The sequence below is a fragment of the Bifidobacterium canis genome, assembly GCF_009727065.1.
Classification (GTDB): domain Bacteria; phylum Actinomycetota; class Actinomycetes; order Actinomycetales; family Bifidobacteriaceae; genus Bifidobacterium; species Bifidobacterium canis.
The window spans coordinates 119,167-144,182 of sequence record NZ_WNLP01000001.1; the positions used below are offsets into that span (position 1 = coordinate 119,167).

Genomic DNA, 25,016 nt, shown 5'->3' on the forward strand with positions numbered 1-25,016 from the left:
GAGTCAGCTCCTCTTCGAAGATTGCCAGCTACAATGAGCTTCTGAATACTTAGAATACAAAGGACTTGATATGGCAGACGATGCAGCTCGCATGAGCGAAGTGGAGAAACTGGACGCGGGCTTGGAATACGACTTCTGGGATCCCGAGGTAGATGCGCGCAAACTGCATGCGGTGGAAGGCTGCCAGAAACTCAACGCGATTCCGGTGCAGCAGTCCGCGGAACGCGAGGCCGCTGTGCGCGAACTCTTCGGCTCCGCCGGTGCGAACGTGACCGTGCTGCCCACGTTCAACTGCGACAACGGGCGCAACATTCACGTGGGCGAGAACTTCCTCGCGAACTACAATGTGACGATTCTCGACATCGCACCGGTGAACATCGGCGACTATGTGATGATCGGCCCGAACACGCTGATCGTCACCGTGAATCACCCGCTTTCCCCGATGGGCAGGCGTAAGCACCTGGGCATCGCCAAGCCAGTGACCATCGGCGATGACGTGTGGATCGGCGGCGGCTGCACGATTCTGCCCGGCGTGACGATCGGCAACAACGTGGTGGTTGCAGCCGGTGCCGTCGTGACCAAGGACGTGCCCAGCAATTGCGTGGTCGCAGGCGTTCCCGCGAAGGTGATTCGTCAGCTCGAAGACGACGTTCCCAACAGGTGATGTGAACAACGAACGTATTTGGTCGAGGGGTGTGGTATTATCTACAAGGCTTGAGAAATCAAGAAAGTGGGAAACCCACCTGGAAATCCATCATGATTTCGGGTTAAGGCACGGCCTGACGGCTGATATGCATGAATGCACATAACCATTGCATGCGTTTGAACAGTTCCGAGGATTGTTCGGATTTATGTTGTGATGCCTTGATTCGATTGATGTGTTCCTCGCAGGTTTTCCGGCACGAATATGAGGAATGGAGTCATCATTAGCGACGAACCACGCATTAACGACGAGATTCGCGTCTCCCAGGTACGCCTTATCGGACCGAACGGCGAACAGGTGGGAGTCATCGCGACTTCCGTCGCACTGAACCTGGCAAAGGAAGCGAACCTCGATCTCGTCGAGGTGGCACCCAACGCAAAGCCTCCGGTTGCCAAGCTGATTGATTACGGCAAGTTCAAATACAACGAGAAGATCAAGGCTCGTCAAGCACGCCGTAACCAGAGCACCGCGGAAATCAAGGAGATTCGTTTCCGCCTGAAGATCGACGACCACGACTTCGAAGTCAAGAAGGGTCATGTTGAGCGCTTCCTGAACGCCGGTGACAAGGTGAAGGTCACCATCATGCTTCGCGCCGCGAGCAGTCCCGCCCGATCGGTGGCGTCGAACTGCTGCAGCGCTTGGCCGAAGAGGTTTCCGACTTGGGAACCGTGGAGCATGCGCCGAAGCAGGAAGGCCGCAACATCATCATGACGTTGGCGCCGAAGGGCAAGAAGGTGCACACGCAGTCCGAGCAGCGCAGGCGTGGTGCGGAATCCCGCGCCGAACGCCAGGCTCGTCAGGCGGCGCGCCTCGCAGCGAAGCAGGAAGCCAAGGCCGAAGAAGCCAAGGCAGCCAAGGCCGCTATCAACAACGACTAATACTTCAAACACGAAGAACAACAAGGAGGGCAGCAATGCCGAAGATGAAGACAAAGACCGCAGCAGCAAAGCGCGTTCGCGTTACCGCTTCCGGTAAGGTGATGCACGCTGGCAGCGCCATGCGCCACAACCTCGAGCACAAGTCCGCTCGCAAGCGTCGTGCGCTCAGCCGTGACGGTGTTCTGCCAACGGCACAGGCCAAGAAGATGAAGGGCCTGCTGGGCTGAACCCCGCAAGCAAAACAAGTTTTTAGAAGCGTACTGAAAAGAGGAATCACATGGCACGTGTCAAGCGCGCAGTAAACGCACACAAGAAGCGTCGTACAGTTCTCGAAAGGGCCTCGGGATACCGCGGTCAGCGTTCCCGCCTGTATCGCAAGGCGAAGGAACAGCTGCTGCACTCCTTCAACTACAACTACCGCGACCGCAAGGCTCGCAAGGGTGACTTCCGCAAGCTGTGGATCCAGCGCATCAACATCGCCGTCCGCAACGAAGGCATCACCTACAACCGCTTCATCCAGGGCCTGCGTCTGGCCGGCATCGAACTCGATCGCCGCGCTCTCGCCGAGCTCGCTGTGAACGATCCAGACACCTTCAAGGCCATCGTCGAGCAGGCCAAGGCCGCTCTGCCTGAGGATGTCAACGCTCCGGTCGCTGCCTGAGCATCGTGACTTACAAGCCCCGCCTGAGTGCGGGGCTTTTGCTTTATCTGCTTCCGCGTATTATCTGCTCAAACACAGTGCGAATACCGGCAATCCGCTACCATGTAACATCGCAGGAGAACTACTGAGGGAGAGAACATGAACGGCGAACTGCCGATGGTCGAAGCGCGTTTCCTTGCGCACATCGACGTGGAACGCGGGCTGTCTGCGGCCACTGTGCAGGCGTACGAGAACGATCTCGATCAATATGTGCACTGGTTGTGCGACCGCGGCATCACCAAAGCCGACGCCATAACTGCGCGCGACATCGAGGAGTTCGTCGCCGCGCAGTCCCACGACGGGGTGAGCGCAGGTTCTTTGGCGCGCAGACTCGCCAGTATTCACATGTTCCACAGGTTCATGCAATCCGAGCGACTCACCAGTAACGATGTCTCGCAAACAATAAAACCGCCGAAATCAGCGCAAACACTGCCCGACGTGCTCACCGTGGACGAAGTGAGCGCATTGTTGCAGGCGGCAGCGAACGACGACGCAGACAGCGCGGCGAGCATGCGAGACAGCGCGTTGCTCGAATTCATGTATGCCACCGGCTGCCGCGTCAGCGAAGCCGTGGGGCTGAATCTCAACGACATCGACTACGAGGCGCACGTAGTGCGACTCACCGGCAAAGGCTCCAAACAGCGGCTCATGCCGTTCGGCACATACGCTGCACAGGCATTGCACACATACCTCACGCAGGGGAGACCGGAACTCGAGAATCGTGCGAAAGGCGAGCACGAGCGCACGGCGGTGTTCCTGAATAAGCGCGGCAAGCGTCTCTCTCGGCAGTCAGTGTGGGAGATCATCAAGCATGCCGGCGCATTGGCGGGCATCGACAAGCCGTTGCACCCACATATTCTGCGCCATTCATTCGCCACGCACATGCTGCAGGGCGGCGCCGACGTGCGCACCGTGCAGGAACTGCTCGGTCACGCCTCGGTGAAAACCACGCAAATATACACGCATGTGAGTCCGGATTCGCTCATCGAAACCTACATCACCTCGCATCCGCGCGCGAAATAACGCGCAAAGTGAGGGGAAATAGTACGCAAATTGCCAAAAGAACGCCGGCAATCTACTCGGAGCATTACACTTAAGTATTTAGTGAGTGAACAGGGCGTGCTTATACAGGCGCTGACGGAGAACTGAACTGGTAGAGTGAACGGTATGCCTACGGATCTGCTTGGACGTGAATACGAGACCTTCCCGGTGCCGGAACCATTGCGGCAGCATGGTCCCGCGCGGGTCATTGCCATGTGCAACCAGAAGGGCGGCGTAGGCAAAACCACCAGTTCCATCAATATCGCGGGCGCGCTCGCACAATACGGCCGCCGCGTGCTGATCGTCGACTTCGATCCGCAAGGTGCTGCGACGGTTGGTTTGGGCATCAACGCGAACGCGTTGGAGAACACGATTTACACCGCGCTGTTCAACCCGAAGATGGACGTGCACGAAGTTATTCAGCACACCAAATTCGACGGGCTCGACATCATTCCCGCGAACATCGATCTTTCCGCCGCCGAAGTGCAGCTCGTCACCGAAGTCGGGCGCGAGCAGATCCTCGCTTCGGTGCTGCGGCCGATCATCAAGGAATACGACGCGATCATCATCGACTGCCAGCCGTCACTCGGCTTGCTCACAGTGAACGCGCTGACCGCCGCCGACGGCGTGATCATTCCCGTCGCCGCCGAATTCTTCGCGTTGCGCGGCGTCGCGTTGCTGATGCAGTCCATCGAGAAGGTGCAGTCGCGCATCAACCCATCGCTCGAGATCTACGGCGTGCTCGTCACGATGTTCACGCGCACATTGCACAGCGACGAAGTGTTGCAGCGCATCTATGAGGCGTTCGGAGACAAGGTGTTCCACTCGGTCATCTCGCGTTCCATCAAACTGCCGGACGCGAACGTGGCGGCGGCGCCGATCACGTATTTCGCGCATAATCACAAGACCGCGAAAGAGTATCGCGAAGTTGCGCGCGAAATGATCGCGCGCAATATTGTTGCGTGATTTTGCTACGAATTATTGAGGAACTGAGTATTGCAGAAATATTTTCTACTACTAGTGTTCAATATGTGAACTTTAACTAATGGTCATAGTGACTATTACTGCTAGTGTATAACTGACACAGATAAGAGGGAGCATTCGCGGATGGGCATCGGCAATGTCAGCGAACGACGAAACGCGCCGCCGCAGGTGGGCGTGACCTCGGTTATTCTCGCATTGGAATCCGAGGAACGCGCGACCCGCGACGGCGTGAGCAGGCGTCGATTGTGGTTGCCGCTGGTGCGCAGGACCCGTGAACCGTTCAAAGGACTGTGGGCGTTGCCCGGAGGCCCATTGAAGGCGAACAGGTCGCTGGAAGAATCCGCGTATGAGACGTTGGCTTCGACGACCGATTTGCATCCGACGTATTTGGAGCAGCTGTACACATTCGGGGATCCGTCGCGTTCGAGCGGCGGAATTCCGATGGTGTCGATCTGCTATTGGGCGTTGGTGGAGCAGGCGGAATTCGATGTGCGAGACAGCGAGCACAATGTGCGCTGGTTCGCGCAGAATGACCTGCCCCAATTGGCGTTCGACCATGCGCGCATCATCGACTATGCGCTGTGGCGTCTGCGGCATCGCATCGACACTCCGAACGTGGTGCGGCAGCTGATCGGCGAGCCATTCACGTTGGGTCAGTTGCACAGCGTGGTCGAGGCGGTGCGAGGTGAGCAGCTTGATTTGGCGAATTTCCGCCGCAAGATGCTCGCTTCACAGATGCTTGAAGACACCGGCGATGTGCTGCGTGAAGGCAGACGAAGGCCAGCCGCGCTGTATCGGTTCAATTCCGAATTCGAATCGGCGGCGCTCGATCCGACGCTTTTCACGGCTTCGGCCGATGAAGTCGGCGGCTTCGGCGGCGGTTATGGTCGCGGTGACCATGAATCGGACGGCGGCATGTCAGACGAGTTGAGCGCTTTGTCTGCATTGATGCCGAATACGCCGCACACACGCTGACAAGTGCGCCGAATACCGGCACGTACCCTCATATCCGTTTGTCTTTCCATACATTCACACAGTTATTCACACAGTGGGGAGAACTATGACGACCGCGGAATTGGGAATCGGCGCAACGCAGCCGGTTGAGAATCCGGCTTCAGGGCCGGGGGAGCCGTTGGCTCACGCCGATGCGACGACTCTGACGCGCAACGAACGCCTCGACAGATTGCCGTTTAACAAGGCGCATCGCAAGCTTTTGGTCGCTTCGGGCATCGGATGGGCCTTCGACGCTATGGACGTCGGTCTCGTCTCGTTCGTGGTGACCGCCATCGCAGCCGACCCGCATTTCAACTTGGACGCCACACAGAAATCCTGGGTGTTGTCGATCGGATTCATCGGCATGGCGATCGGTGCGGCCTTAGGCGGCTTCCTCGCCGATAAAATCGGTCGCAAGACGGTGTTCACCGCGACGATGATTATCTTCGGTCTCGCCAATGGCGCCATGGCGTTCTCGTGGACGCTGCTCGCTTTGCTGGCGGCGCGTTTCGTGATCGGTTTGGGGCTTGGCGCGGAACTGCCGGTGGCTTCGACGCTCGTTTCGGAGTTCTCTCCGACCAAGCAACGCGGGCGCATCACCGTTCTGCTCGAATCGTTCTGGGCGGTCGGTTGGATTCTCGCCGCGATGATCGGTTACTTCGTGATTCCCAACACCGGCGACTGGGGTTGGCGTTGGGCACTGCTTATCGGCGCTATTCCGCTTATCTACGCTATTATCGCCCGCCGTCACCTGCCTGAATCGGTGCGCTTCCTCGAAGCGAGGGGAGACAACGAGCGTGCTGAGGCATCGGTGCGTTACTTCGAGCAGGCGAGCGGTGTGAAGGCTGTGCCATCGAAGCCGGCGAAGAAGCTCGCGAAAATCAGCGTGCGCGAACTCGTCAGCCGCAAATACCTGGGTATCACCGTGGCTATATGGGCCACATGGTTCTTCGTCAACTTCTCGTATTACGGCGCGTTCACATGGATGCCGTCGCTGCTGGCCGACCAGTTCGGTTCGCTGACGAAATCGTTCGGCTATACGCTCGCCATTTCGATCGCACAGCTGCCAGGCTACTTCCTCGCCGCATTCCTCGTGGAGCGCTGGGGTCGGCGCAAGACGCTGAGCACGTTCCTCGCTGTTTCCGCCATCGCCGCGTTCCTGTTCTCGCAATCCGCAACCGTGGCGCAGGTGCTGTGCTTCGGTATGTTGCTGTCTGCATCGAACTTGGGTGCATGGGGAGTGATGTATGCTGTGACGCCGGAGATCTACCCGACCCGCATGCGTGCCGCCGCATCCGGTGCCGCCGCCGCAGTCGGTCGTATCGCGGCTATTGTGGCTCCATTGCTCGTGCCGTGGTTCCTGACGATGGCAGGCGGGAACAAGTCGGTCGCGTTCATCGTGTTCGCCGTCGCCTTTGTGCTGGCGTGCGTCGCCGCGCTGTTCCTGCCCGAGCGCACCGGCGCTTCCCTCGAAGATTGATGCTGCGCTTTTCGACCTGTATATATATCTGGTTATATATACAGGTCGCTTATTGTGTCAGAACAGTTGAGTAGTATCGTGTTGGTTTGCGACTATGAGTACATATGACCAACATCTGTATGTGAATCACATAGAAATTTTTGAGAGAGGCTTTTGAATGGCTGTTCGCGGCGATATTCGAAATGTTGCAATCGTAGCTCACGTTGATCACGGCAAGACCACGCTGGTCAACGCAATGCTTCAGCAGTCCCATGTGTTTAACGAACGCGAGGAAGTTCCCGATCGCGTCATGGATTCCAACGATCTGGAACGTGAGAAGGGCATCACGATCCTCGCCAAGAACACGGCCGTGGAATACACCGGCCCGTTGGCGGCCAAATACGGCCATCCCGAAGGCATCACCATCAACGTCATCGACACCCCTGGCCACGCCGATTTCGGTGGCGAAGTGGAACGCGGCATCTCGATGGTCGATGGCGTCGTGCTGCTCGTCGACGCTTCCGAAGGCCCGCTGCCACAGACCCGTTTCGTGCTGCGCAAGGCTCTTGAAGCCAAGCTGCCGGTCATTCTGTGCGTCAACAAGGTTGATCGTCCGGATGCCCGCATCGAAGAGGTCGTCGGCGAATCCTCCGACCTGCTGCTCGGCTTGGCGCAAGACGTTATGGAAGAGGGCGTCGACCTCGACCTCGACTCGCTGCTCGACCTGCCGGTGATCTATTGCGCCGCCAAGGTGGGCTATGCTTCGTTCAACCAGCCGGCCGACGGCGCTCTGCCAGACAACGACAATCTCGAACCGCTGTTCGATGCGATCATCAAGAACATTCCGGCTCCGGAATACGATCCTGATGCGCCGCTCCAGGCCCACGTCGCGAACATCGATTCCTCCGACTTCCTCGGTCGTCTTGGCTTGGTGCGCATCTACAACGGCACGTTGGAGAAGGGCAAGACCTACGGCTTGTCTCGTGTCGACGGCTCCATCGAGAACTTCCGCGTCTCCGAGCTGCTGCGCACGCAGGGCCTCGACCGCATTCCGGTCGAATCCGCAGGCCCCGGCGACATCGTTGCAGTCGCAGGCGTCAACGACATCATGATCGGCGAAACGATCGTCGATCCGAACGACCCACGCCCACTGCCGCTCATCCACGTCGACGATCCGGCGATTTCGATGACCTTCGGCACCAACGATTCCCCGTTGGCAGGCACCGAGGGCAAGGATCACAAGCTCACCGCCCGCATGATCAAGGATCGTCTCGATCGCGAGCTCATCGGCAACGTGTCGATCAAGGTGCTCCCGACCGAACGCCCTGACGCGTGGGAAGTGCAGGGTCGTGGCGAACTCGCTCTGGCCGTGCTTGCCGAGCAGATGCGTCGTGAAGGCTTCGAGCTGACCGTCGGCCGCCCGCAGGTGGTCACGAAGACCATCGACGGTCAGGTGTGCGAGCCGATGGAGAACACGACGATCGACGTTCCGGAAGAATACATGGGAACGGTCACACAGCTGATGGCAGCCCGCAAGGGCCGCATGGACAGCATGTCGAACCACGGCTCCGGCTGGGTGCGCCTGCAGTTCACCGTGCCGTCTCGTGGCCTGATCGGTTTCCGCACCGCATTGCTTTCGGCCACCCGCGGCACCGGCATCGCTTCGTCCATCGCAGCCGGCTACGCACCATGGGCAGGTGAGATCGTCACCCGCCAGAACGGTTCGATGGTCTCCGACCGTCAGGGCGTGGCCACGCCATACGCCATGCAGCGTCTGCAGGCGCGCGGCAACTTCTTCGTCGAACCGCAGTCGCCGGTCTACGAAGGCCAGGTCGTCGGTATCAACAACAAGCCGGACGAGCTCGACGTGAACATCACGCTCGCCAAGCACATGACGAACATGCGTTCCTCCACGGCAGATGTGCTCGAAACGCTGACCCCGCCGATCAAGATGAGCCTCGAGGAATCGCTTGACTTCGCCAACGAAGACGAGTGCGTCGAGGTGACGCCTGAGGCGATTCGCGTGCGCAAGATCATCCTCGGCCGTGAGGATTGGTACAAGTGGCGTGCGAAGCAGCGTCGTGCCAACGCGCAGCAGAATAACAAGTAATAATCAATAATAAATAACCGTCGGTGTGGGCGGGCAACGGAACGACGTTGCCCGCCCACACCGTTTTGATATCAGTTTTGATATCAGTATGCGAGAAATCGCGCGCGCCGCCTACCATCTAGAATATGAGCGAGCAAGAGAACAACGTGAGTGTGAACAATGACCTGCCGTGGTCATACAGGCAGCGGACGTGGGTGCAATATCTGATCGACGTGCTCGCGGGCATCGCGTTCGGCATCATCGGCACGCTTGGGCATCGCATGGGAGCCGCCTACAGCATTCCGTACGGCTTGGTGCTATCGCTGCTACTCGTGACGCTCGGTGCGTGGAGTGCGCGCAGTCGCAGCGGCACAATAGGGTACGCGCTCTATCTGGTCGCCATGACCGGAGCGATCTACATGATCGCTACGCACGCCTCCAACAGCGGTGACGCGCTGCTCGTCGTCGGCTTCAACTCGACCACACTGCCGTTCTGGTCGCAGAAAGTGGGGTATTTCTGGTTCTACGGCAGCGTTATTCTGCCGCTCATACTGTTGCTCTTCCCGCGCAAGTTCTTCCGCATGCCCACCGAGCGCACGCGCCGTGTGACAGATGCGGAAGATCCGCAGGATTCGCAGAAATCACAGAACTTGCAACCGAACGCCGTGTGAGAGGAGCGAACCGTGACGCAGATACTCTACCTTGGGCCCGAAGGCTCGTTCACGCATCAGGCCGCGCTTGAAGCCGGCGAGCAGATTCGCGCGCGTTTCGGTGAGCAGCAGTTCGAATATACGGCCTGCGAAGACGTTCCGACGATTCTGCACGCGGTCGAACATGGCGACGGTTGGGGAGTGATCGCGTGGGAAAACAACGTCGAGGGATTCGTCGTGCCGAATCTCGACCTGATGATCGACGCCGATGACGCCGCCGGTTTCACACGCGTCGGCGTGCAAGTGCAATTCGACGCGTTCGTGACGCAAGACACCTATCAGTTGGCTCAGCAGGAGGCGCTCGCGACCGGCGAAGATGCCGATGAGGTGGCCATGCGCAACTGCACCGTCGTCACCGCGCACTCGCACGGGCTCGCGCAGTGCAAACAGTTCACCAGAGCCCATGATCTGCGTGCCGTGCCAGCGGCTTCGAACGCGGCCGCCTGCCGTGATCTGCAAACCGGGCAGATCGCGCTCGGCCCATCGATTTGCGCGGAAATCTACGGATTGCACCGCGTGCGCGGCAATGTAGGCGATTTCGACGGCGCGCGCACCGAGTTTCTGGTGATCGCCCCGCGCGAACAGGTCATGCGCGAACTCGCCGCCGTGCGCGAACAGCCGGACGCGCGGTTCGAATCGATCATCGCGTTCATACCATTGAGCACAGGCCCAGGTGTGCTGGCGAATCTGCTTGACGTGCTGCGTGACGCGCAACTGAACATGGTGAGCCTTATTTCAAGGCCGGTCAAAGGTCGCGATGACACCTACAGCTTCCTGGCGACGCTCGACGCCGCCACTTGGGACGATCGTTTCGTGAACGCGCTGACCGACATCTGCGAGCACGGTGACTGGGTGCGCACGCTGGCGGTGTACCCGCGAAATGAGCGCACATACCCAACCGTGTCGGAGTGGATGCTTCCTCAGGGAGGAGTACGATTCGTAGGGAGGCCTGCATTGGCCGACTGGCGCAATGATGCAGCTGTGCGAAAGGAATTGCTGTGGTAGATCCCGACATGCATGAGGAAACGGTCAAGCAGTGGGACCGCGACAATGCCGGAGAGAAGCATATCGCTCCCGAGGGCATCGAATGCCCGAAACATGTGGCCATCGTCGGCCTCGGACTCATCGGGGGATCTCTCGCAAGGCGTTTGAGGGAGTCGGGCTGCCATGTGAGCGCATGGAATCACCGCGATCACCCGTATGCGAACGCGCGCGCCGCAGGCATCGATTGCAAAGACACTCTTGAAGAACTCGTGCGCGAAGACCCTGACGTGCTGGTGCTATGCAACCCGCTTATGGCGATGCCGGAAGTGCTCGGCACGATCAAACCGCTTATCAACCCCGACAAAACCACGCTGACCGATGTGGGCAGCGTGAAGGCTCCGGTTCGTGCGCAGGTGCGCGAAGTCGGGCTGCTCGACTGCTACGTCGGCGCTCACCCGATGGCCGGCAATGAGCGTTCCGGTTGGGTCGCCGCCGATCCGTCGCTGTTCGACGACGCACTGTGGGCGGTGACGTTCGGCCCCACCACGCAATACCGCCGCGTCGTGCAGATCGCCGGCATGATCACGCGTGGAGTGCGCAACACGATGATCGTGCTCGACGACGAAACGCACGATCGCGAAGCCTCCCTTATTTCGCACATGCCACACGTGGTTTCCACCGCGCTGATCAACGAGATGAGCAACGACCCGAACAATGCGATCGCTCGGCATTGTCCGCCGGTTCCTGGCGCGACATGACGCGCGTCGCGTTGACTGATCCGGATCGCACGCGCGCAATGGTGGTCGAGAATTCCGTCAATGTGGAAGAGCTGCTGCACCGCATGATTGACCGACTCAGTGAGATCGCCGACGCACTGCACGAAGGCGATGACACGGAGATCAAGCGTTTCTTCGCGGAAGGCCAGCCGTACCGCGACTACAAGGCGCAGCTCAACGGTACGCGTCTCTCCGACAGCACTGAGACGGTGTTCCGTTCCATTCGCATCGATCCTGAGCATTGGCGCGAACAGTTGCTCAAATCCGCCCAGCACGGCGAATACATCGTGCGTTTCACTTCAGGCCATCGTCTGATCGCCGAGCAGAGGCCAAATATTCGAGCAAAATAATAAGTAATAATTAGTAATTTATTAACTTAATTATTATCTTGTGTTCGGAATGTACGCTCGGGCACTGGTTTGAGTACCGCGATGTCGCGCGCCTCGATATGCACGATCTGCTCAGGGCGCGACCCGTTCGCCGGCGCATCGCGCCGCAGCAGCAGGCGCTCGCCGTTCCAGTTGATCACATGCCCGACGAAATCGCGGTAGGTCATGCGCCCGGTGTGCTCGTCAACGCCGTCTTCGCAACGCACGACAACGCGTGCGCCGCTCGGAATCATGTCAGGAAGTCTCATATTCTCTCACTGTAGACCGTAGTTCGACGAAATCATATGCGTGCGGTGGCACTGCCTTCGAGCGTGTCGTGAAACGGAGATAGTAGTAGAGGCGGAACGCGGTGTCGAGCACGCTGAAATCACGCAGATCGCGTGGATTGTAACCGGTGTCGCGCGCAATCGTATCGAGATGGTTCTGCATTGTGTTCTTATGGATGAACAGCGACTGCGCGGCGCGCGTGATCCCTCCATTGAACGACGCGTACGCCTGGAACGTGCGAAAATGTGCACTGATACGCGTTTCATCGAGCCCTGCGAACACGCGTTCGACGAACTGTTTCATCGCTTCGCGCGGCATGCTGGGCACGATGAGACCGAAGTCAAGATCTTCTATGTGCATAAGCGTGGCAGAACGGTCGAACAAACACCAGTGCAAAGCCAGCTGCGCCTGCTCATACAGTCGCGGCAGCTGCTCCACGCTATTCGTCGTGCCACTCGCACCGAACACGGCTTTCGTGTTATTGCTTTCCAACTGCGCTGCAATGCGCTGCACTATGTCGTCCGCCGAATCATCGCCGTTGAGAATCAGGCAACATTCGTCGGCGTCCGCGGTGACCAGCACGTTCGGCATACTGCTGAAAACATGCTCGGGAATGAAACTGGTGGCATCGTCGGGAATCGAAGCGAGTGAGGTGACACGCCCCACGACGATGCGGTGGGACGCATGCCGATCCCAGTCGAGGGAAGCGGCGAGGTAGCGTATGATATCGGAATCCTGGTGTTGTGCAATGAGCTGATTGATCAGATTCGCCTGCGAAATACGGCGGTTGAATTTCGCGGTCTGCTCGATATTCTCGCGCAGCAAGATCTCTGTCATTTTGCGAATGACGTTGCCGAATGATTCCACTGCCTCGCGTTCGCCGGTCACGCCGATCACCGCGACCACCTGCCCGTCGATGACCACCGGAGTGTTGATGCCGTTCTTCGCGCCCGCGTATTGGTGCTCGTCATCCACGTAGATCGTGCGGTGGTCGCGCGCGGCCTGCATTGCCGCGTCGTGATACGTGCCGATGCGCGAGACGTCGGTGCTCGAGATGATGTGCCCGTGGGTGTCGAACAGATTGATTTCATGGCGAAGTACGTCTTTGATGTTCGAGACTATGGTGGCTGCGATCTGCGGGTCGATCTCCATCGTGACCTTCTTTGCAAGTGTTGTTGCCGGTTGATATGTGCTGCTGTGCGCATATGGGCACGTTTTGTGTATTTCTAGTATACAAAGCTGCATGTTCAGAAATAGTACGTGTACCAATCTGAGACTGAGAAACGCGAAATGTTTCTGTAGCGCGGAACAGTGGTGAAATTGCGAAGAATGGCAATAATAGAAGTATCTGAAATATTGAAATCATATTTCACTGAATGTGTTTTCAATGGTTGAAAACACTTCCATATAGTCTAGAGAATAGTGTGCGGTGCCAAAGGCGACGTCGTGCGCGCAATTAGAGGAGAACTTAACATGGACGGAACATTGCATTGGTGGGCCGCACTGATCGGCTTGGCGCTCGCCATCTTTTTGATTCTGCGTAAACTCAACGCCACATACGCGTTGTTGCTCGGCGCGGTTGTCGGTTGCCTGCTCGGAGGCGCTTCGCTCGCCGATACCGTCACCGTCGTGGTGAACGGGTCACAAAGCGTGATGGGAACGGTGATACGCGTGCTCGCCGCCGGTGTGCTCGCAGGTGTCATGATGGAATCCGGAGCCGCCGAACGCATATCTCGAGCCATCGTCGAAACAATGGGAGACAAGCTCGCCATCTTCGCGCTCGCACTCGCCACGATGATCATCTGCGCGATCGGCGTGTTCATTCCAGTCGCCGTGCTCATCGTCGCGCCTATCGCCATCGAAGTAGGTTCGAAAATGCACATTTCAAAGCTCGCACTGCTCGTCGCGCTTTCCGGCGGTGGCAAAGCCGGCAACATCATCTCGCCGAACCCGAACGCGATCGCCGCGGCATCAGGCTTCAAAGTGCAGCTCTCCGACGTGATGGTCGGCAGCTTCGTGCCGGCATTGTGCGGTTTGGCGATGGCCGTGCTGCTCGCCTCGATCATGCAACACCGCAGCAAAGAGGTGACGTTGGCGGATCTCAATGCCACGCAGAAGGCTGAGCTTTCGGAATCCGACCTGCCGAGTCTGTCACGCGCTCTTGTGGCACCTGTTCTCGCAGTCGTGCTGCTGATGCTTGGCCCAATCGGTTCGCTCACCCACATTGCGTTCCTTGAACACCTGCAAATCGACGCCATGTATATTCTGCCGTTCGCAGCCATTGTGGGCATGCTCGCGATGGGAAAGGGCAAGCATGTGCTCGAATACACGAAATCCGGTTTGGGTCGCATGGTCGACGTCGTGATGATCCTGATCGGAGCGGGTGCCATCGGCGGCTTGATCTCGGCTTCAGACTTGCCGCAGCAGATTGTTTGGCTCATCAACGCCATGGGCGTTCCTGGCTCACTGCTCGCACCGATCTCCGGCATCCTGATGGCCGCCGCAACCGCTTCCACCTCGACCGGCGTCATTCTGGCCAGCGGCTCGTTCGGCGACACGATTCTGAGCTTCGGCACCGCTCCGACGGCCGCCGCCATCACCATGCAGGCCGGCGCCACCGTGATCGACGCATTGCCGCAGGGCAACTACTTCCACGTCACTGCGAAGTCGATGAACATGGACATCAGCGAACGTATGAAGGTCGTGCCGTTCGAAGCCGCCGTCGGCCTGACGATGACGATCGTTGCCACACTGCTGACGATCGTGCTGTGAGTGTGCTCGTGCACGCACATGCATAGGCACTCCGCATAACCATTACATACATTTACGGCACTTACATCACTTACATCACTTACATCACATCGGTAAGGAACACTCATGAAAATCGTTATCGCACCTGATTCGTTCAAAGGATGCATGACCGCTCAGCAGGCGGCGCAAGCCATTGCCGAAGGCGTGCGCAAGGCCATACCCGACGCGCAACTGGAACTCGTTCCGATGGCGGATGGCGGCGAGGGCACAGTGCAATCGCTCGTTGACGCGACGGGAGGCAGCTTCATCACAGTAACGGTGACGGGCCCACTGGGCGCACCTGTTGAAGCACGCTACGGATTGCTGGGCAACGGCGAAACGGCTGTCATCGAAATGGCAGCCGCCAGTGGCATCAATTTCGTCGATGAACGCACCCGCAACCCATTGGTCACCACCACCTATGGCACAGGCGAACTTGTCAAAGACGCATTGAGCCGAGGAGTCACGCAGATCATCGTCGGATTGGGCGGTTCAGCCACCAATGACGGTGGCGCAGGTATGGCACAGGCGCTGGGCGTGCGGCTGCTCGACGCGGATGGCAACGAGCTTCCGTTCGGCGGTGCCGCGCTCGCTAACCTTGCAGCCATCGACACGTCTCACATCGATTCACGGTTGCAGAACGTGGAAATGCTGCTCGCCTCCGACGTGACGAACCCATTGACGGGCGAACGCGGAGCCTCCGCGGTGTTCGGACCCCAGAAAGGAGCCACCCCGCAAATGGTTCAGCAACTCGATGCCGCGTTGCACCACTATGCGCAGATCATTGAGCGTGATACAGGCAAATCGGTGGAGAATATCCCGGGAGCAGGCGCCGCTGGAGGATTGGGCGCCGGCTTCCTCGCCTTCACCAATGCGCAGATGCGTTCCGGCATTTCACTCGTCGTAGAAGCCACGCATCTCAAGGAGCGTGCTCGTGATGCTGCATACTGCTTCACCGGCGAAGGTGGCATCGACGCCCAGACGCATTACGGCAAGACGCCAATGGGAGTAGCCCAAGCCGTCAAGGAATCCGCTCCCGATTGCACGGTGATCGCGCTCGCAGGCAATGTCGGTGAAGGCACCGACGTGCTCTACGGCGATGGTATCGATGCGATTCTAGGCATTGTGCCCGGTGCCGTCACCCTGTCTGATGCCTTGGCGCATGGCCGCGAGAATCTCGAGCGTACTGCACAGAACGTGGCGCGCATCATCGCGCGGCAGTGATCTGTGTGACCCATGCAACCCGCGTAATCTATGTGAGTTATGTAATTGGCTATTACTAATAATCAGTAATAATTAGAAATATTAATTAATCATAATTCGCATAGTCTGCGACATAATCAGTAACGGCAACTCTCTGAGTAAAAACGGCAAATCCATCTGCTGTAACGTCAAATCCAGTGGTAGAAACAGCAAAATTATATTGCTTTTGCTGTTTCTGCCACTTGACTCGCCGTTTTGTACTATTTCTCTTCTGAAAAGTGTGTATAAACGGCAAATCCATCGGCCGGAACAGCAAAAAGACAGTTTTGCCGTTTTGACCGATGGATTTGCCGTTTTGTCACAGATTGATAGAAAAAGTGAGTTAAAACAGCAAAATTAGCTGATAAAACGGCAAACTGCTGCATAGGACAACTACATAGAGCAATACAAAACAATGCAATATTCAGAACGGCAGCTCGCGTGCATGGCGTAATCGTGGCACGCGCGCTGCAACAAGTTTGCGCACTAATCTATCCGGTCGATAGATGTCTTCGCTGAAGCAGTGAATGATCTCAGAAACTCCCTGATCGAACAGCATCTTGTCACGCCTTGCCTGTCGTGTAATGTTCTCTTCCTCCGCGCGCCGTGTCATTGACGGATTGCTGTATTTGCCAAGTCCGTCGAATTCCAGCACGATGATTCTTCCATCTGTGGTTTCCAATAAAAATCACTGCGTAACGGAGCACTTGGGTTCTCAAAATTAGTGAATTCGTGCTGAAGCTCTGGAATGGCGAATCCCTCACGAATAATAGCGGCCAGAACCATTGATTCGCCGCCATTCTCAGCTAGCGGAGTCGCATATTTCAATATGCAGTCCATGCGACGCGGATTTGCGTGCAGCTGCGCGCAATATATTCTGAGATCTTGTTTTGAAATACCCGTACGCAGCACATGATTTACGCATTCCAAAGCAGAGTCAAAAGTGCCGAGCATAACTGCGTCGAAAACTGTGCGAAACAAGGAAGTGGTGCGAATCCCGCTCACGGTAACTGTTTCATCGTTGGTGATGAACAGGCGTCGCAACGGTTGTTTTGAGCCGCGCACCGGCGTAAGAATAGCCGGGGGAGAGCCGGGAACAAAAGAGTTTGGGGGCGCGTCACTCGGCGTCGCATATCGTTTCCCGCCGTAGGGATTACTGCTGGCCCATTTACTTGCTATCGTGATGAGGCCGTCATGCTGCGACCACGGATGCGGCATGCCGTGCACCTCTATTGCCGACATGCCGGCTGCCACCCAAGCATGAATCTTCTGTAGGCCGCGCAATATGTAGAGATGTTGCTGGCAATACGGCATCACCTGCCATTCCTCTTTTGGATAGAACAAGTTGAGGTAGGGGCTGACGAAAATATCGCGTTTGGTCAAGCGCAAAAGTGTCTGATGCGTTGCGCGCGTTGTTGCAGTGAAGCATCGGTGTTCGCGCTTTGCTCGCTGTACGAGCTGCTGAATTTCTATCTGTGCATTATTCATAGCGTCACCGTATACACTGCGGTGCCAAGCTGTCTACCGAAAAGCAGTGGTGTGGAAAACTAGACTTTCGTGCACTGAAATGTGGATGACTGGCGTCGGATAGAAATTATTGTGGATAAGTCGTGCGCTGGATTTGCCGTTTTGACTAATTTGCTGTTTTCTCAATAAGATTTGCTGTTTTATATGCTTTTCTGCTTGCTGAGTAAGTTAAAACAGCAAAATGTTGGTAAAAACAACGAAAAGACTTAGTTTTGCTGTTTTGCAAGATTTTGTCGCTGTTTTTACCTATTTGAGGTCCGGTATATAGGTAAAAACATCAAAACTTCAGGTAAGAACGGCAAAACTATATATATTGCTGTTTCTACTACTAGTTTTGCTGTTTTATACAGAAGATTTGCTGCTTTATATTATGTTGCATGTGCAGTATGTGTGCATACGAAGTGGATTACATAGGAGGGCCTGCGAATCTGTTCTAAACAACTGATTCGCAGGCCCTGTACAGAATGAATAACGGCGAACTAATTATTCACTGGCGACGGCATCGAGCACGGGTTGCTTCAATGCGCGGCTGGCTGGCGAGATGCTCGCTATCAAACCAATCACAATTGAGAGCAACAGGAACAGCACCAGCTGACCCCACGGAATGCTCAGAGTGTTCAAACCTTGCGCCTTGTATGCTTCACGGATCACCACACCTGCGGCAACACCGGTGATGATGCCGAGCAGCGTGCCGAATACGGAGAGGATGACCGATTCGATGGCGATCATACCGCGAATCTGGCCGTTCGACGTGCCGATGGCGCGCAGCAAACCAATTTCCTTGGTGCGCTCGGAGACGTTCAATGCCAACGTGTTCACGATGCCAAAGATCGCGATGATGATCGACAGGGCGAGCAACGCGTAGATGATCGACAGCATCGTGTTGATCATCGTGCTCATCGTCGACTTGAAGCTGTCGCGATCCATGACGGTGATCGTGTAGTACGGCTTCACCGCTTTCTGCAGATTGGTGCGCAACGTCTCCAGATTCGTGCCGGACTTGGCTTGCACATACATCTGCGTGATCAGCATCATATTCGTGTCGCAGAGTTTCTTCGCAGTGTCTTCGGAAACGAAGATGTTATCCATATACACCGATTCGTCGATGATCGCACCGATCTTGACTTTCTCGGTTTTCGTGACTTCCTTCGTCTTGACGAACTGCTTCTGATCGACGTTCTGCGCCTGCTTGACCACGTCCTGAGCTTCCTGCGCTTTCTGCTGGGCGCCGGCAGCATCTCCCGACAGGGCGAGCTTCTGAGCCTCCTCCTGCAAGGTCATGGCCTGGGTCTCCACCTTGTTCTGGTAGGCTTTTATGGCTTCAGCCGTGGCCTCTTCATCGACTTCCGTGTTCTTCGACGTCAGCTCGATCGTATCGCCGATCTTCCAACCCTCATCGTCGGCAACGTTCTTGCCGATCGCCGCCTCGCCGTTCGACAACGCCTTGGCGGTATCGCCCTCCTGTTTGTCGATCGGGTAGAGCTTCGTCACCAGATCCGTGTTGATGACGGCTGTGAACGTGGTCTTCTTGGCGTCTTTCGCGCTCACCGTGGGAAGCAGACGAATCGTGCTGGTCGCGCCCACGCCTTCGGTTTTCTCGACTGCATCGGCTGCCTTCTGCGATATCGGCTGGGCCATCGAAGCGGAAGTGAGCACATAATCGGCATGCAGGTTGTTGTCGATCATGTCGCTCACCGAGCCCTTCATCGATGACGCCACCACGCCCAAGCAGCTGACGATTGCCACGCCCACGAACAGCGCGGCGGCTGTGTTCGCCGTGCGCCGCTTGGCGCGACCGATGTTGCGCGTCGCCAGCTTGCCGGTCACAGGGAAGATCAGCGTCGGAATCCAGCCGAGCACTTTCGCCGCGGCGGTGACGAATGCGGGGGAGACGACGATCACGCCGATGACGACGAACGCGGCACCCAAGCCAAGCGTCCACCCTGTGCCGAGCGTGTCAAGCCACGACCACTGCACTTTCTGCGCGTTGAGCATCCAGCACAACACCCAGAACACCGAGCCGACAATGACCATGATGAATCCAAGCCAGCCACGCTTGGCGACAGGCTTCTCGGGGTTCACCGTCTCGTTCATCGCCTGAATGGGCGGTGCGGTCGCCGCGGTGCGAGCCGGCAACGTGGCACCGATGATCGTCACCACAATGCCGACGATCATGCCGATCGCCACATCGGTGGCCGAAGGCGCCGGCGACCCCGACAATGGCATGCCGTTGTTCGAAAGAGCCCAGGCGATGAGTTCGAGCAGCCCCCAGCCGAGCAGCACGCCGAGCACCGAGCCGACCAAGCCGAGAATCACGGCCTGAATAATCACCGTGCCAAACACCTGCGCGGGGGAGGCGCCCACCGAACGCAGCAGCGCATAGCCGCGCATCGAATCGCGCACGATCATCGTGAACGTGTTCGCGATGATGAATGCGCCGACGAACAACGCGATCGCAGCGAAAATCAGAATAAGCGGCTGAATGAATCCAAGTGCATCCTGCGTGCTCTTCGTCTCCTCATCGCGGAGCGAATCGCCGGTGATGGCGTGCGCGTCATCGTCTTTGGTCAGCGCGGCGTTGACCCGATCCGCGAGCTGCTGTTGCTCGTCTTGCGTCAACGGCGTTGAATCGTTGCCGTAAATGCCGCGATGTATTGCGTTTGCGTGGTCGATGTGCCCTCTTGCTGCAAATAGTGCTCGACCATCGAAGGCTGCCCGAGCACCAGCAACGCTCCCAACTGCGAATTGCTTGTCGAGAAGACGCCCGAAACGGTCACGTCATGCGGTTCGCCGTCGATGACGATTCTCGTGGAATCTCCGGTTGTCACACCAGCTTTGTTCGCAGCCTCCTCGTTCAACGCCACTTCGCTGTCGGTTTTTGCGTATGAACCGGAGACGAAATTCGCGGAACGCCAAGGTTGCTGAGCGTCGGCGCCGATGAGCAGAGTAGGCGCGCCGACCGTAGACACTGCATTGCCGTCATGGTCGAGTAGCACGACGCCGCTGATCGAATAGGTGACGCTCGCGCTCGCCACACCTTTGACTTTTTCCAGAGACTTCACGAGGTCGGTGCTGATCTCGTTGTACGTCGTGATGGACGAAGAACTCGTGGAACTGGTGGAATCCGCGTCATTCTTCTGCTCGGTGGCACCTCGCACATACACGTCATGGTCCGAATTCGTGCCCATCATCTGAGACACCTGATCGTTGAGCATCTCGCGGAAGCAGAACGAACCGACTACAAAAGACACACCCAGGGCGATGGCGATGATCGACATCACGAATCGACGCATGTGCGCCCTGGCGTCTCGTAAACCAATGCGAATCATTGCTCAGGCCTCCGTCGATTCGACGTCGACCGGCCCATTCTCCGGATCGTCGTGCTCTGCGAACACCGACAGAATCTCGTCGTAGGTCGGGTGATCCATGTCTTGCGTGATCTTGCCGTCAGAGAGCACGAGCACGCGGTTCGCAAAGCTCGCGGCGCGCGGATCATGCGTGACCATGACGATCGACTGGCCGTAGTCTCGCACGCACTGGCGCAGGAAGCCGAGCACTTCGCGGCTCGACCGCGAATCGAGGTTGCCGGTCGGTTCGTCGGCGAAGATGACGCTCGGGCGTTCCATCATTGCGCGTGCGCAGGCTACGCGCTGCTGCTGACCGCCTGAAAGCTGGCTGGGGCGGTGGTCAAGGCGATCTTGCAAGCCGACCACCGACACCACTTTGTTGAACCAATCCATGTCGATCGGCCTGTGCGCAATCTGCAACGGCAGCAGAATGTTCTCTTTTGCGCTCAACGTGGGCACGAGATTGAACGACTGGAAGATGAAGCCGATCTCTTTGCGGCGCAACTGCGTGAGCTGCTTCTGCTTCATTGCGGAGACCTCGAGATTCTCGACGAACACCTGCCCGCTCGTCGGGGTGTCCAACCCCGCCATGCAGTGCATGAGCGTGGATTTGCCGGAACCCGACGGTCCCATGATCGCCGTGAGCTGCCCTCGCTTGAAGTCCACGCTCACGTGGTCGAGCGCCGTCACTTTGTTGTCGACGTCGCCATAGCTTTTATAGAGATCCACTGCTTTCGCCACGATTGGATCGGCGTTGCTGCTTGTGCTCATGGGGTCCTTTCTTGCACTTCTGCCGCTTGCGCGAACGACTGCAATACTCACTGCGTGCACGTTCTGCGTACCCTCGCATAATCCGCTACGATGGTGGCAGATGCGTGACAGACACATGTCGTTCGCAAACAAAAGACCAGCTTATAATATGGGGTATTTCTCCGCTTGGAGAATTCTCACGAGATGGAAGTGAATATGGACGCGAGAGTAGTGATGGAGCGCTTCATCGACTATCTGCGCACCAATCGTGGTTTGAGTGAACACACCTGCATTGCCTACCGTAGTGATATTTCGCAATGCCTGGATGTGCTTGACACGCTCGGCTGCTCGAATCTCGAAGACGTGACGCTTGACGATCTGCGCATGTGGATGGCGCGCGCTTCGAAAACGCTGAGCAAATCATCTCTCGCGCGAAAAACAATCGCCGTGCGCCGGTTCTTCGCATGGAGTTACGAGCAGAATTACTGTTCGCATAATCCGGCGCAATCATTGCAGATTCCCAAAATAGACAAGAATCTGCCCGCAGTGCTGAACGAAGCTCAGGCCGAGCGGTTGCTCGACACAGTGGACGCCGAAGCCGGCGAGAGCATGCCGGGGCACGCGTATGCGCGCAATGCCAATGAAAACGGTGCGCAAAACGCGCAGAAAACCGCGAAAGCAGATGCGAGCGATGCACAGACCGCGCACGCTCGCGCAATGGCTCTGCGTGATTGCGCGATGATCGAGCTGCTGTATGCGACGGGCATGCGCGTGGGAGAGTTGGTTGGGCTCGACATCGGCTCTTTTGAATTCTCCAATAGAACGGTGCGAGTGCTCGGCAAGGGGAACAAGCAGCGCGTGATTCCGTTCGGCGTGCCCGCCGAGCGTGCGGTGAGGGAGTGGCTGAACGACGGCAGGCCGCTTCTCGCCAACGAGCGCAGTGGTAATGCGCTGTTTCTGGGCGCGCGCGGCGGACGCATAGATCAGCGGATCGTACGCGACGTGGTGCACGCGCAGGCGAAGGAGGCGGGGGTGCCCGACATCAGTCCGCACGCATTGCGTCACTCCGCCGCGACGCATCTGCTCGATGGCGGCGCGGATCTGCGCGAAGTGCAGGAGCTGCTCGGCCACTCGTCGTTGCAGACGACGCAGCGATATACACACGTTTCGATCGAACAACTCAAGGCGCGTTACCGGCAGGCGTTTCCGCGCGCGTAGCGTATCGCCCGAGATTGCGCGAGATTATGCGGGCTTATGCAAGTTCGCGATGAAGAAGTGGCTCGTCTTGGGCGTTCGCGTTTTTCTGTGACCAATATAACCAATATATATGAGTCACTTTTATATTGAATGTTTCTTATGGTTGAATGCATGGGTTGTGGAGTTCTTCTCTGTCAATGCAGGTGCATGAGGAACGCAATTAGACACACAGAATAAATGTGTTGAGCATGTAGCCCTATTGCGGGCGTATGGAGCCGGCCGTTTTACGATATGAGACGGTTCCGGCGGATAATTAACGAACTGTTAACACGTGGTGAAGCACGCGACACTGAGTGCAAACCCTTGAAAACCTTAAGATTCCATGAGAAAACCACGCTGGTGAATAGCAGTTTCAGGCAATGAATTGTATGAGCGGCGATTTGGATTTGACTGAGGGTATGGCAATAATGATGGGTAACAGCAATGGGGTTGAAGGATTTCCTTCAACCCCATTGCGTAAGACGGCAAATGCCGTCTTAGCAGATAGGAGACAACATGAAGAAGAAGGCACTGGCGGCTGTCGCCGGTATCTGCGCGTTGGGCATGATGCTCGGCGGCTGCGGATCGAGCGGCGCCTCAAACAGTTCCGGTGACAACATCATCACCGCATACAACTCGGAACCTCAGAACTCCCTGATTCCGGGCAACACCAATGAAACCGGCGGCGGCAAGGTTGGCCAGCTGCTGTTCTCGAACCTCGTTGCATTCAACTCGAAGGGTGAAGCAGAGAACGAGGTCGCTGATTCCATCACGCCGAACAGCGATTCCACCCAGTACACGATTAAGCTCAAGGACGGCTGGAAGTTCACCGACGGCACCGCAGTCACCGCTGAATCGTTCACGAAGGCTTGGAGCTACGTGGCCAACGCGAAGAACGCGCAGAAGTGCTCGTCGTTCTTCAGCTCGATCAAGGGCTACGACAAGCTGCAAGACGCGAACTCCCTCAAGGGCACCGAGCAGCTCGAAGGCCTGAAGGTCAAGGACGACAAGACGTTCACCGTCGACCTTTCGGCGCCTGATTCGGTCTTCCCGATCAAGGTGGGCTACCTCGCATTCGCCCCGCTTCCTGAGTCCTTCTACAAAGACACGAAGGCATTCGGCGAGAAGCCTGTCGGCAACGGCCCATACAAGCTGGATTCCTGGGATCACAACAAGCAGATCGTGCTCTCCAAGAACGCCGACTACAAGGGCAGCCAGAAGATCGCCAACAACGGCGTCACCTTCAAGATCTACACCTCCCCGGATTCGGCATATGCCGACGTTCAGGCAGGCAACCTCGATGTGATGGACACCGTTCCGTCGTCCAACACGAAGACCTTCCAGAGCGATCCAGACGTTGAGGCCTACAACAAGGCCGGCTCCCTCATCCAGACCTTCACCATTCCGGCTGATCTCGAGCACTGGAAGTGCGACACCGAGGAAGGCCAGCTGCGTCGTCAGGCACTGTCGATGGCCATTAACCGCGAGCAGATCGTCAGCAAGGTGCTCAACGGCATCGGTACCGTTGCCACCGACTTCACCGCTCCTGTGATCCCGGGTTACTCCAAGGACCTCAAGGGCTCCGACAACCTGAAGTACAACGCTTCCAAGGCCAAGGAACTGTGGGCGAAGGCCAACGCGATCTCGCAGTACGACGGCAAGCTCACCTTCTCCTTCAACGCCGATGGTGGCGCACAGCCGATCTACGAGGCAATCGTCAACTCCGTGAACAACACGTTGGGCATCCAGGCTTCCGTCAACGCGATGCCGACCTTCCAGGAGTTCCGTGACGCGGTTTCGAACCGTTCGATCAAGGGCGCGTTCCGCACCGGTTGGCAGCCTGACTATCCGTCGGCTGAGAACTACCTGTATCAGCTCTACGACACCGATGCCGCTAACGGCAACGGTTCCAACGATGGCGATTACTCCAACGCCGATGTCGACAAGTACCTCGCACAGGCAGCCGCCGCAACGAGCGACGACAAGGCCATCGAGTACTACCACCAGGCCGAGGAGATCCTGCTCCAGCAGCTTCCTGCCATCCCGCTGTATTACTCCAACGCTGACGGCGTTGCAGCGAAGGGTGTCAAGAACTTCGCAATGGACTGGCAGAACCAGCCGATCTATGAGCAGATGTCCAAGTGACGCATA

Annotated in this window: 19 protein-coding genes and 3 pseudogenes; 16 read left to right on the forward strand and 6 right to left on the reverse strand. The window is 57.4% G+C overall.

Features of this window, described 5'->3' with window-relative positions:
• Nucleotides 1–70: 70 nt before the first annotated feature.
• The 12 genes and pseudogenes from GSD1FS_RS00525 to GSD1FS_RS00580 all read left to right on the forward strand — a co-directional run bounded on the left by GSD1FS_RS00525 (nucleotide 71) and on the right by GSD1FS_RS00580 (nucleotide 11,667).
• The gene (locus tag GSD1FS_RS00525) at nucleotides 71–664 is read left to right on the forward strand and encodes a sugar O-acetyltransferase (protein WP_196424981.1); all 594 of its coding nucleotides are present in this window, start codon (nucleotides 71–73) and stop codon (nucleotides 662–664) included.
• A 243-nt stretch (nucleotides 665–907) separates the two neighbouring features.
• Nucleotides 908–1,581: pseudogene (gene infC / locus GSD1FS_RS00530) on the forward strand (translation initiation factor IF-3).
• Nucleotides 1,582–1,616: 35 nt separating this feature from the next.
• Nucleotides 1,617–1,808 carry a 50S ribosomal protein L35 gene (gene rpmI, locus GSD1FS_RS00535; protein ID WP_155587921.1) on the forward strand — a complete coding sequence of 64 codons (192 nt, stop codon included), beginning with the start codon at nucleotides 1,617–1,619 and terminating at the stop codon, nucleotides 1,806–1,808.
• A gap of 50 nt (nucleotides 1,809–1,858) precedes the next feature.
• Nucleotides 1,859–2,242, forward strand: coding sequence for a 50S ribosomal protein L20 (gene rplT, locus GSD1FS_RS00540; protein WP_155587922.1), 384 nt, complete (start codon nucleotides 1,859–1,861; stop codon nucleotides 2,240–2,242).
• A gap of 138 nt (nucleotides 2,243–2,380) precedes the next feature.
• Complete coding sequence (gene xerD / locus GSD1FS_RS00545) at nucleotides 2,381–3,304, forward strand: site-specific tyrosine recombinase XerD (RefSeq protein ID WP_155587923.1); 924 nt, start codon at nucleotides 2,381–2,383, stop codon at nucleotides 3,302–3,304.
• Nucleotides 3,305–3,448: 144 nt separating this feature from the next.
• Nucleotides 3,449–4,288 carry a ParA family protein gene (locus tag GSD1FS_RS00550; RefSeq protein WP_155587924.1) on the forward strand — a complete coding sequence of 280 codons (840 nt, stop codon included), beginning with the start codon at nucleotides 3,449–3,451 and terminating at the stop codon, nucleotides 4,286–4,288.
• A 141-nt stretch (nucleotides 4,289–4,429) separates the two neighbouring features.
• On the forward strand, nucleotides 4,430–5,281 hold the full coding sequence (locus GSD1FS_RS00555; RefSeq protein WP_246165670.1) for an NUDIX hydrolase: 852 nt from the start codon (nucleotides 4,430–4,432) through the stop codon (nucleotides 5,279–5,281).
• Nucleotides 5,282–5,366: 85 nt separating this feature from the next.
• The gene (locus GSD1FS_RS00560) at nucleotides 5,367–6,779 is read left to right on the forward strand and encodes an MFS transporter (protein ID WP_196424982.1); all 1,413 of its coding nucleotides are present in this window, start codon (nucleotides 5,367–5,369) and stop codon (nucleotides 6,777–6,779) included.
• Nucleotides 6,780–6,936: 157 nt separating this feature from the next.
• Complete coding sequence (gene typA / locus GSD1FS_RS00565) at nucleotides 6,937–8,868, forward strand: translational GTPase TypA (protein WP_155587925.1); 1,932 nt, start codon at nucleotides 6,937–6,939, stop codon at nucleotides 8,866–8,868.
• Nucleotides 8,869–8,993: 125 nt separating this feature from the next.
• Nucleotides 8,994–9,518 (forward strand): alcohol dehydrogenase, encoded by a 525-nt coding sequence (locus GSD1FS_RS00570; RefSeq protein ID WP_196424983.1) that lies wholly within the window; start codon nucleotides 8,994–8,996, stop codon nucleotides 9,516–9,518.
• 12 nt (nucleotides 9,519–9,530) lie between these two features.
• Nucleotides 9,531–10,562, forward strand: a complete 1,032-nt coding sequence (locus tag GSD1FS_RS00575; RefSeq protein ID WP_343030148.1) for a prephenate dehydratase — start codon at nucleotides 9,531–9,533, stop codon at nucleotides 10,560–10,562.
• Between the two features lie 8 nt (nucleotides 10,563–10,570).
• A pseudogene (locus GSD1FS_RS00580) lies at nucleotides 10,571–11,667 on the forward strand (prephenate dehydrogenase).
• A 26-nt stretch (nucleotides 11,668–11,693) separates the two neighbouring features.
• Here GSD1FS_RS00580 and GSD1FS_RS00585 read toward each other — a convergent pair.
• Nucleotides 11,694–11,954, reverse strand: a complete 261-nt coding sequence (locus tag GSD1FS_RS00585; RefSeq protein WP_155587926.1) for a DUF6725 family protein — start codon at nucleotides 11,952–11,954, stop codon at nucleotides 11,694–11,696.
• Nucleotides 11,941–13,125, reverse strand: coding sequence for a CdaR family transcriptional regulator (locus tag GSD1FS_RS00590; protein WP_196424984.1), 1,185 nt, complete (start codon nucleotides 13,123–13,125; stop codon nucleotides 11,941–11,943). The genes GSD1FS_RS00585 and GSD1FS_RS00590 overlap by 14 nt, the downstream gene beginning before the upstream one ends.
• 321 nt (nucleotides 13,126–13,446) lie before the next feature.
• Here GSD1FS_RS00590 and GSD1FS_RS00595 point away from each other — a divergent pair, with 321 nt between their 5' ends.
• The gene (locus tag GSD1FS_RS00595; RefSeq protein WP_155587928.1) at nucleotides 13,447–14,745 is read left to right on the forward strand and encodes a GntP family permease; all 1,299 of its coding nucleotides are present in this window, start codon (nucleotides 13,447–13,449) and stop codon (nucleotides 14,743–14,745) included.
• Nucleotides 14,746–14,850: 105 nt separating this feature from the next.
• A complete protein-coding gene (locus GSD1FS_RS00600) occupies nucleotides 14,851–15,987 on the forward strand; it encodes a glycerate kinase family protein (RefSeq protein WP_155587929.1) in 1,137 nt (378 codons plus the stop codon).
• Between the two features lie 442 nt (nucleotides 15,988–16,429).
• Here the strand turns inward: GSD1FS_RS00600 and GSD1FS_RS00605 are convergent, their stop codons facing one another.
• The 4 genes and pseudogenes from GSD1FS_RS00605 to GSD1FS_RS00625 form a co-directional block, all read right to left on the reverse strand.
• Nucleotides 16,430–16,618 carry a hypothetical protein gene (locus tag GSD1FS_RS00605; protein WP_196424985.1) on the reverse strand — a complete coding sequence of 63 codons (189 nt, stop codon included), beginning with the start codon at nucleotides 16,616–16,618 and terminating at the stop codon, nucleotides 16,430–16,432.
• Nucleotides 16,615–17,493, reverse strand: coding sequence for an aldo-keto reductase family protein (locus tag GSD1FS_RS00610; protein ID WP_155587931.1), 879 nt, complete (start codon nucleotides 17,491–17,493; stop codon nucleotides 16,615–16,617). The genes GSD1FS_RS00605 and GSD1FS_RS00610 overlap by 4 nt, the downstream gene beginning before the upstream one ends.
• Nucleotides 17,494–18,015: 522 nt before the next feature.
• Nucleotides 18,016–20,861: pseudogene (locus GSD1FS_RS00620) on the reverse strand (ABC transporter permease).
• A 3-nt stretch (nucleotides 20,862–20,864) separates the two neighbouring features.
• Nucleotides 20,865–21,650: an ABC transporter ATP-binding protein gene (locus GSD1FS_RS00625; RefSeq protein WP_155587932.1), complete on the reverse strand. Its 786-nt coding sequence runs from the start codon at nucleotides 21,648–21,650 to the stop codon at nucleotides 20,865–20,867.
• A gap of 195 nt (nucleotides 21,651–21,845) precedes the next feature.
• Between GSD1FS_RS00625 and GSD1FS_RS00630 the strand changes: the two genes are divergently transcribed.
• Together GSD1FS_RS00630 and GSD1FS_RS00635 are read left to right on the forward strand one after the other, a co-directional pair.
• On the forward strand, nucleotides 21,846–22,847 hold the full coding sequence (locus tag GSD1FS_RS00630; protein WP_155587933.1) for a tyrosine recombinase XerC: 1,002 nt from the start codon (nucleotides 21,846–21,848) through the stop codon (nucleotides 22,845–22,847).
• 534 nt (nucleotides 22,848–23,381) lie between these two features.
• On the forward strand, nucleotides 23,382–25,010 hold the full coding sequence (locus tag GSD1FS_RS00635) for a peptide ABC transporter substrate-binding protein (RefSeq protein ID WP_155587934.1): 1,629 nt from the start codon (nucleotides 23,382–23,384) through the stop codon (nucleotides 25,008–25,010).
• The last annotated feature ends 6 nt before the right edge of the window (nucleotides 25,011–25,016 follow it).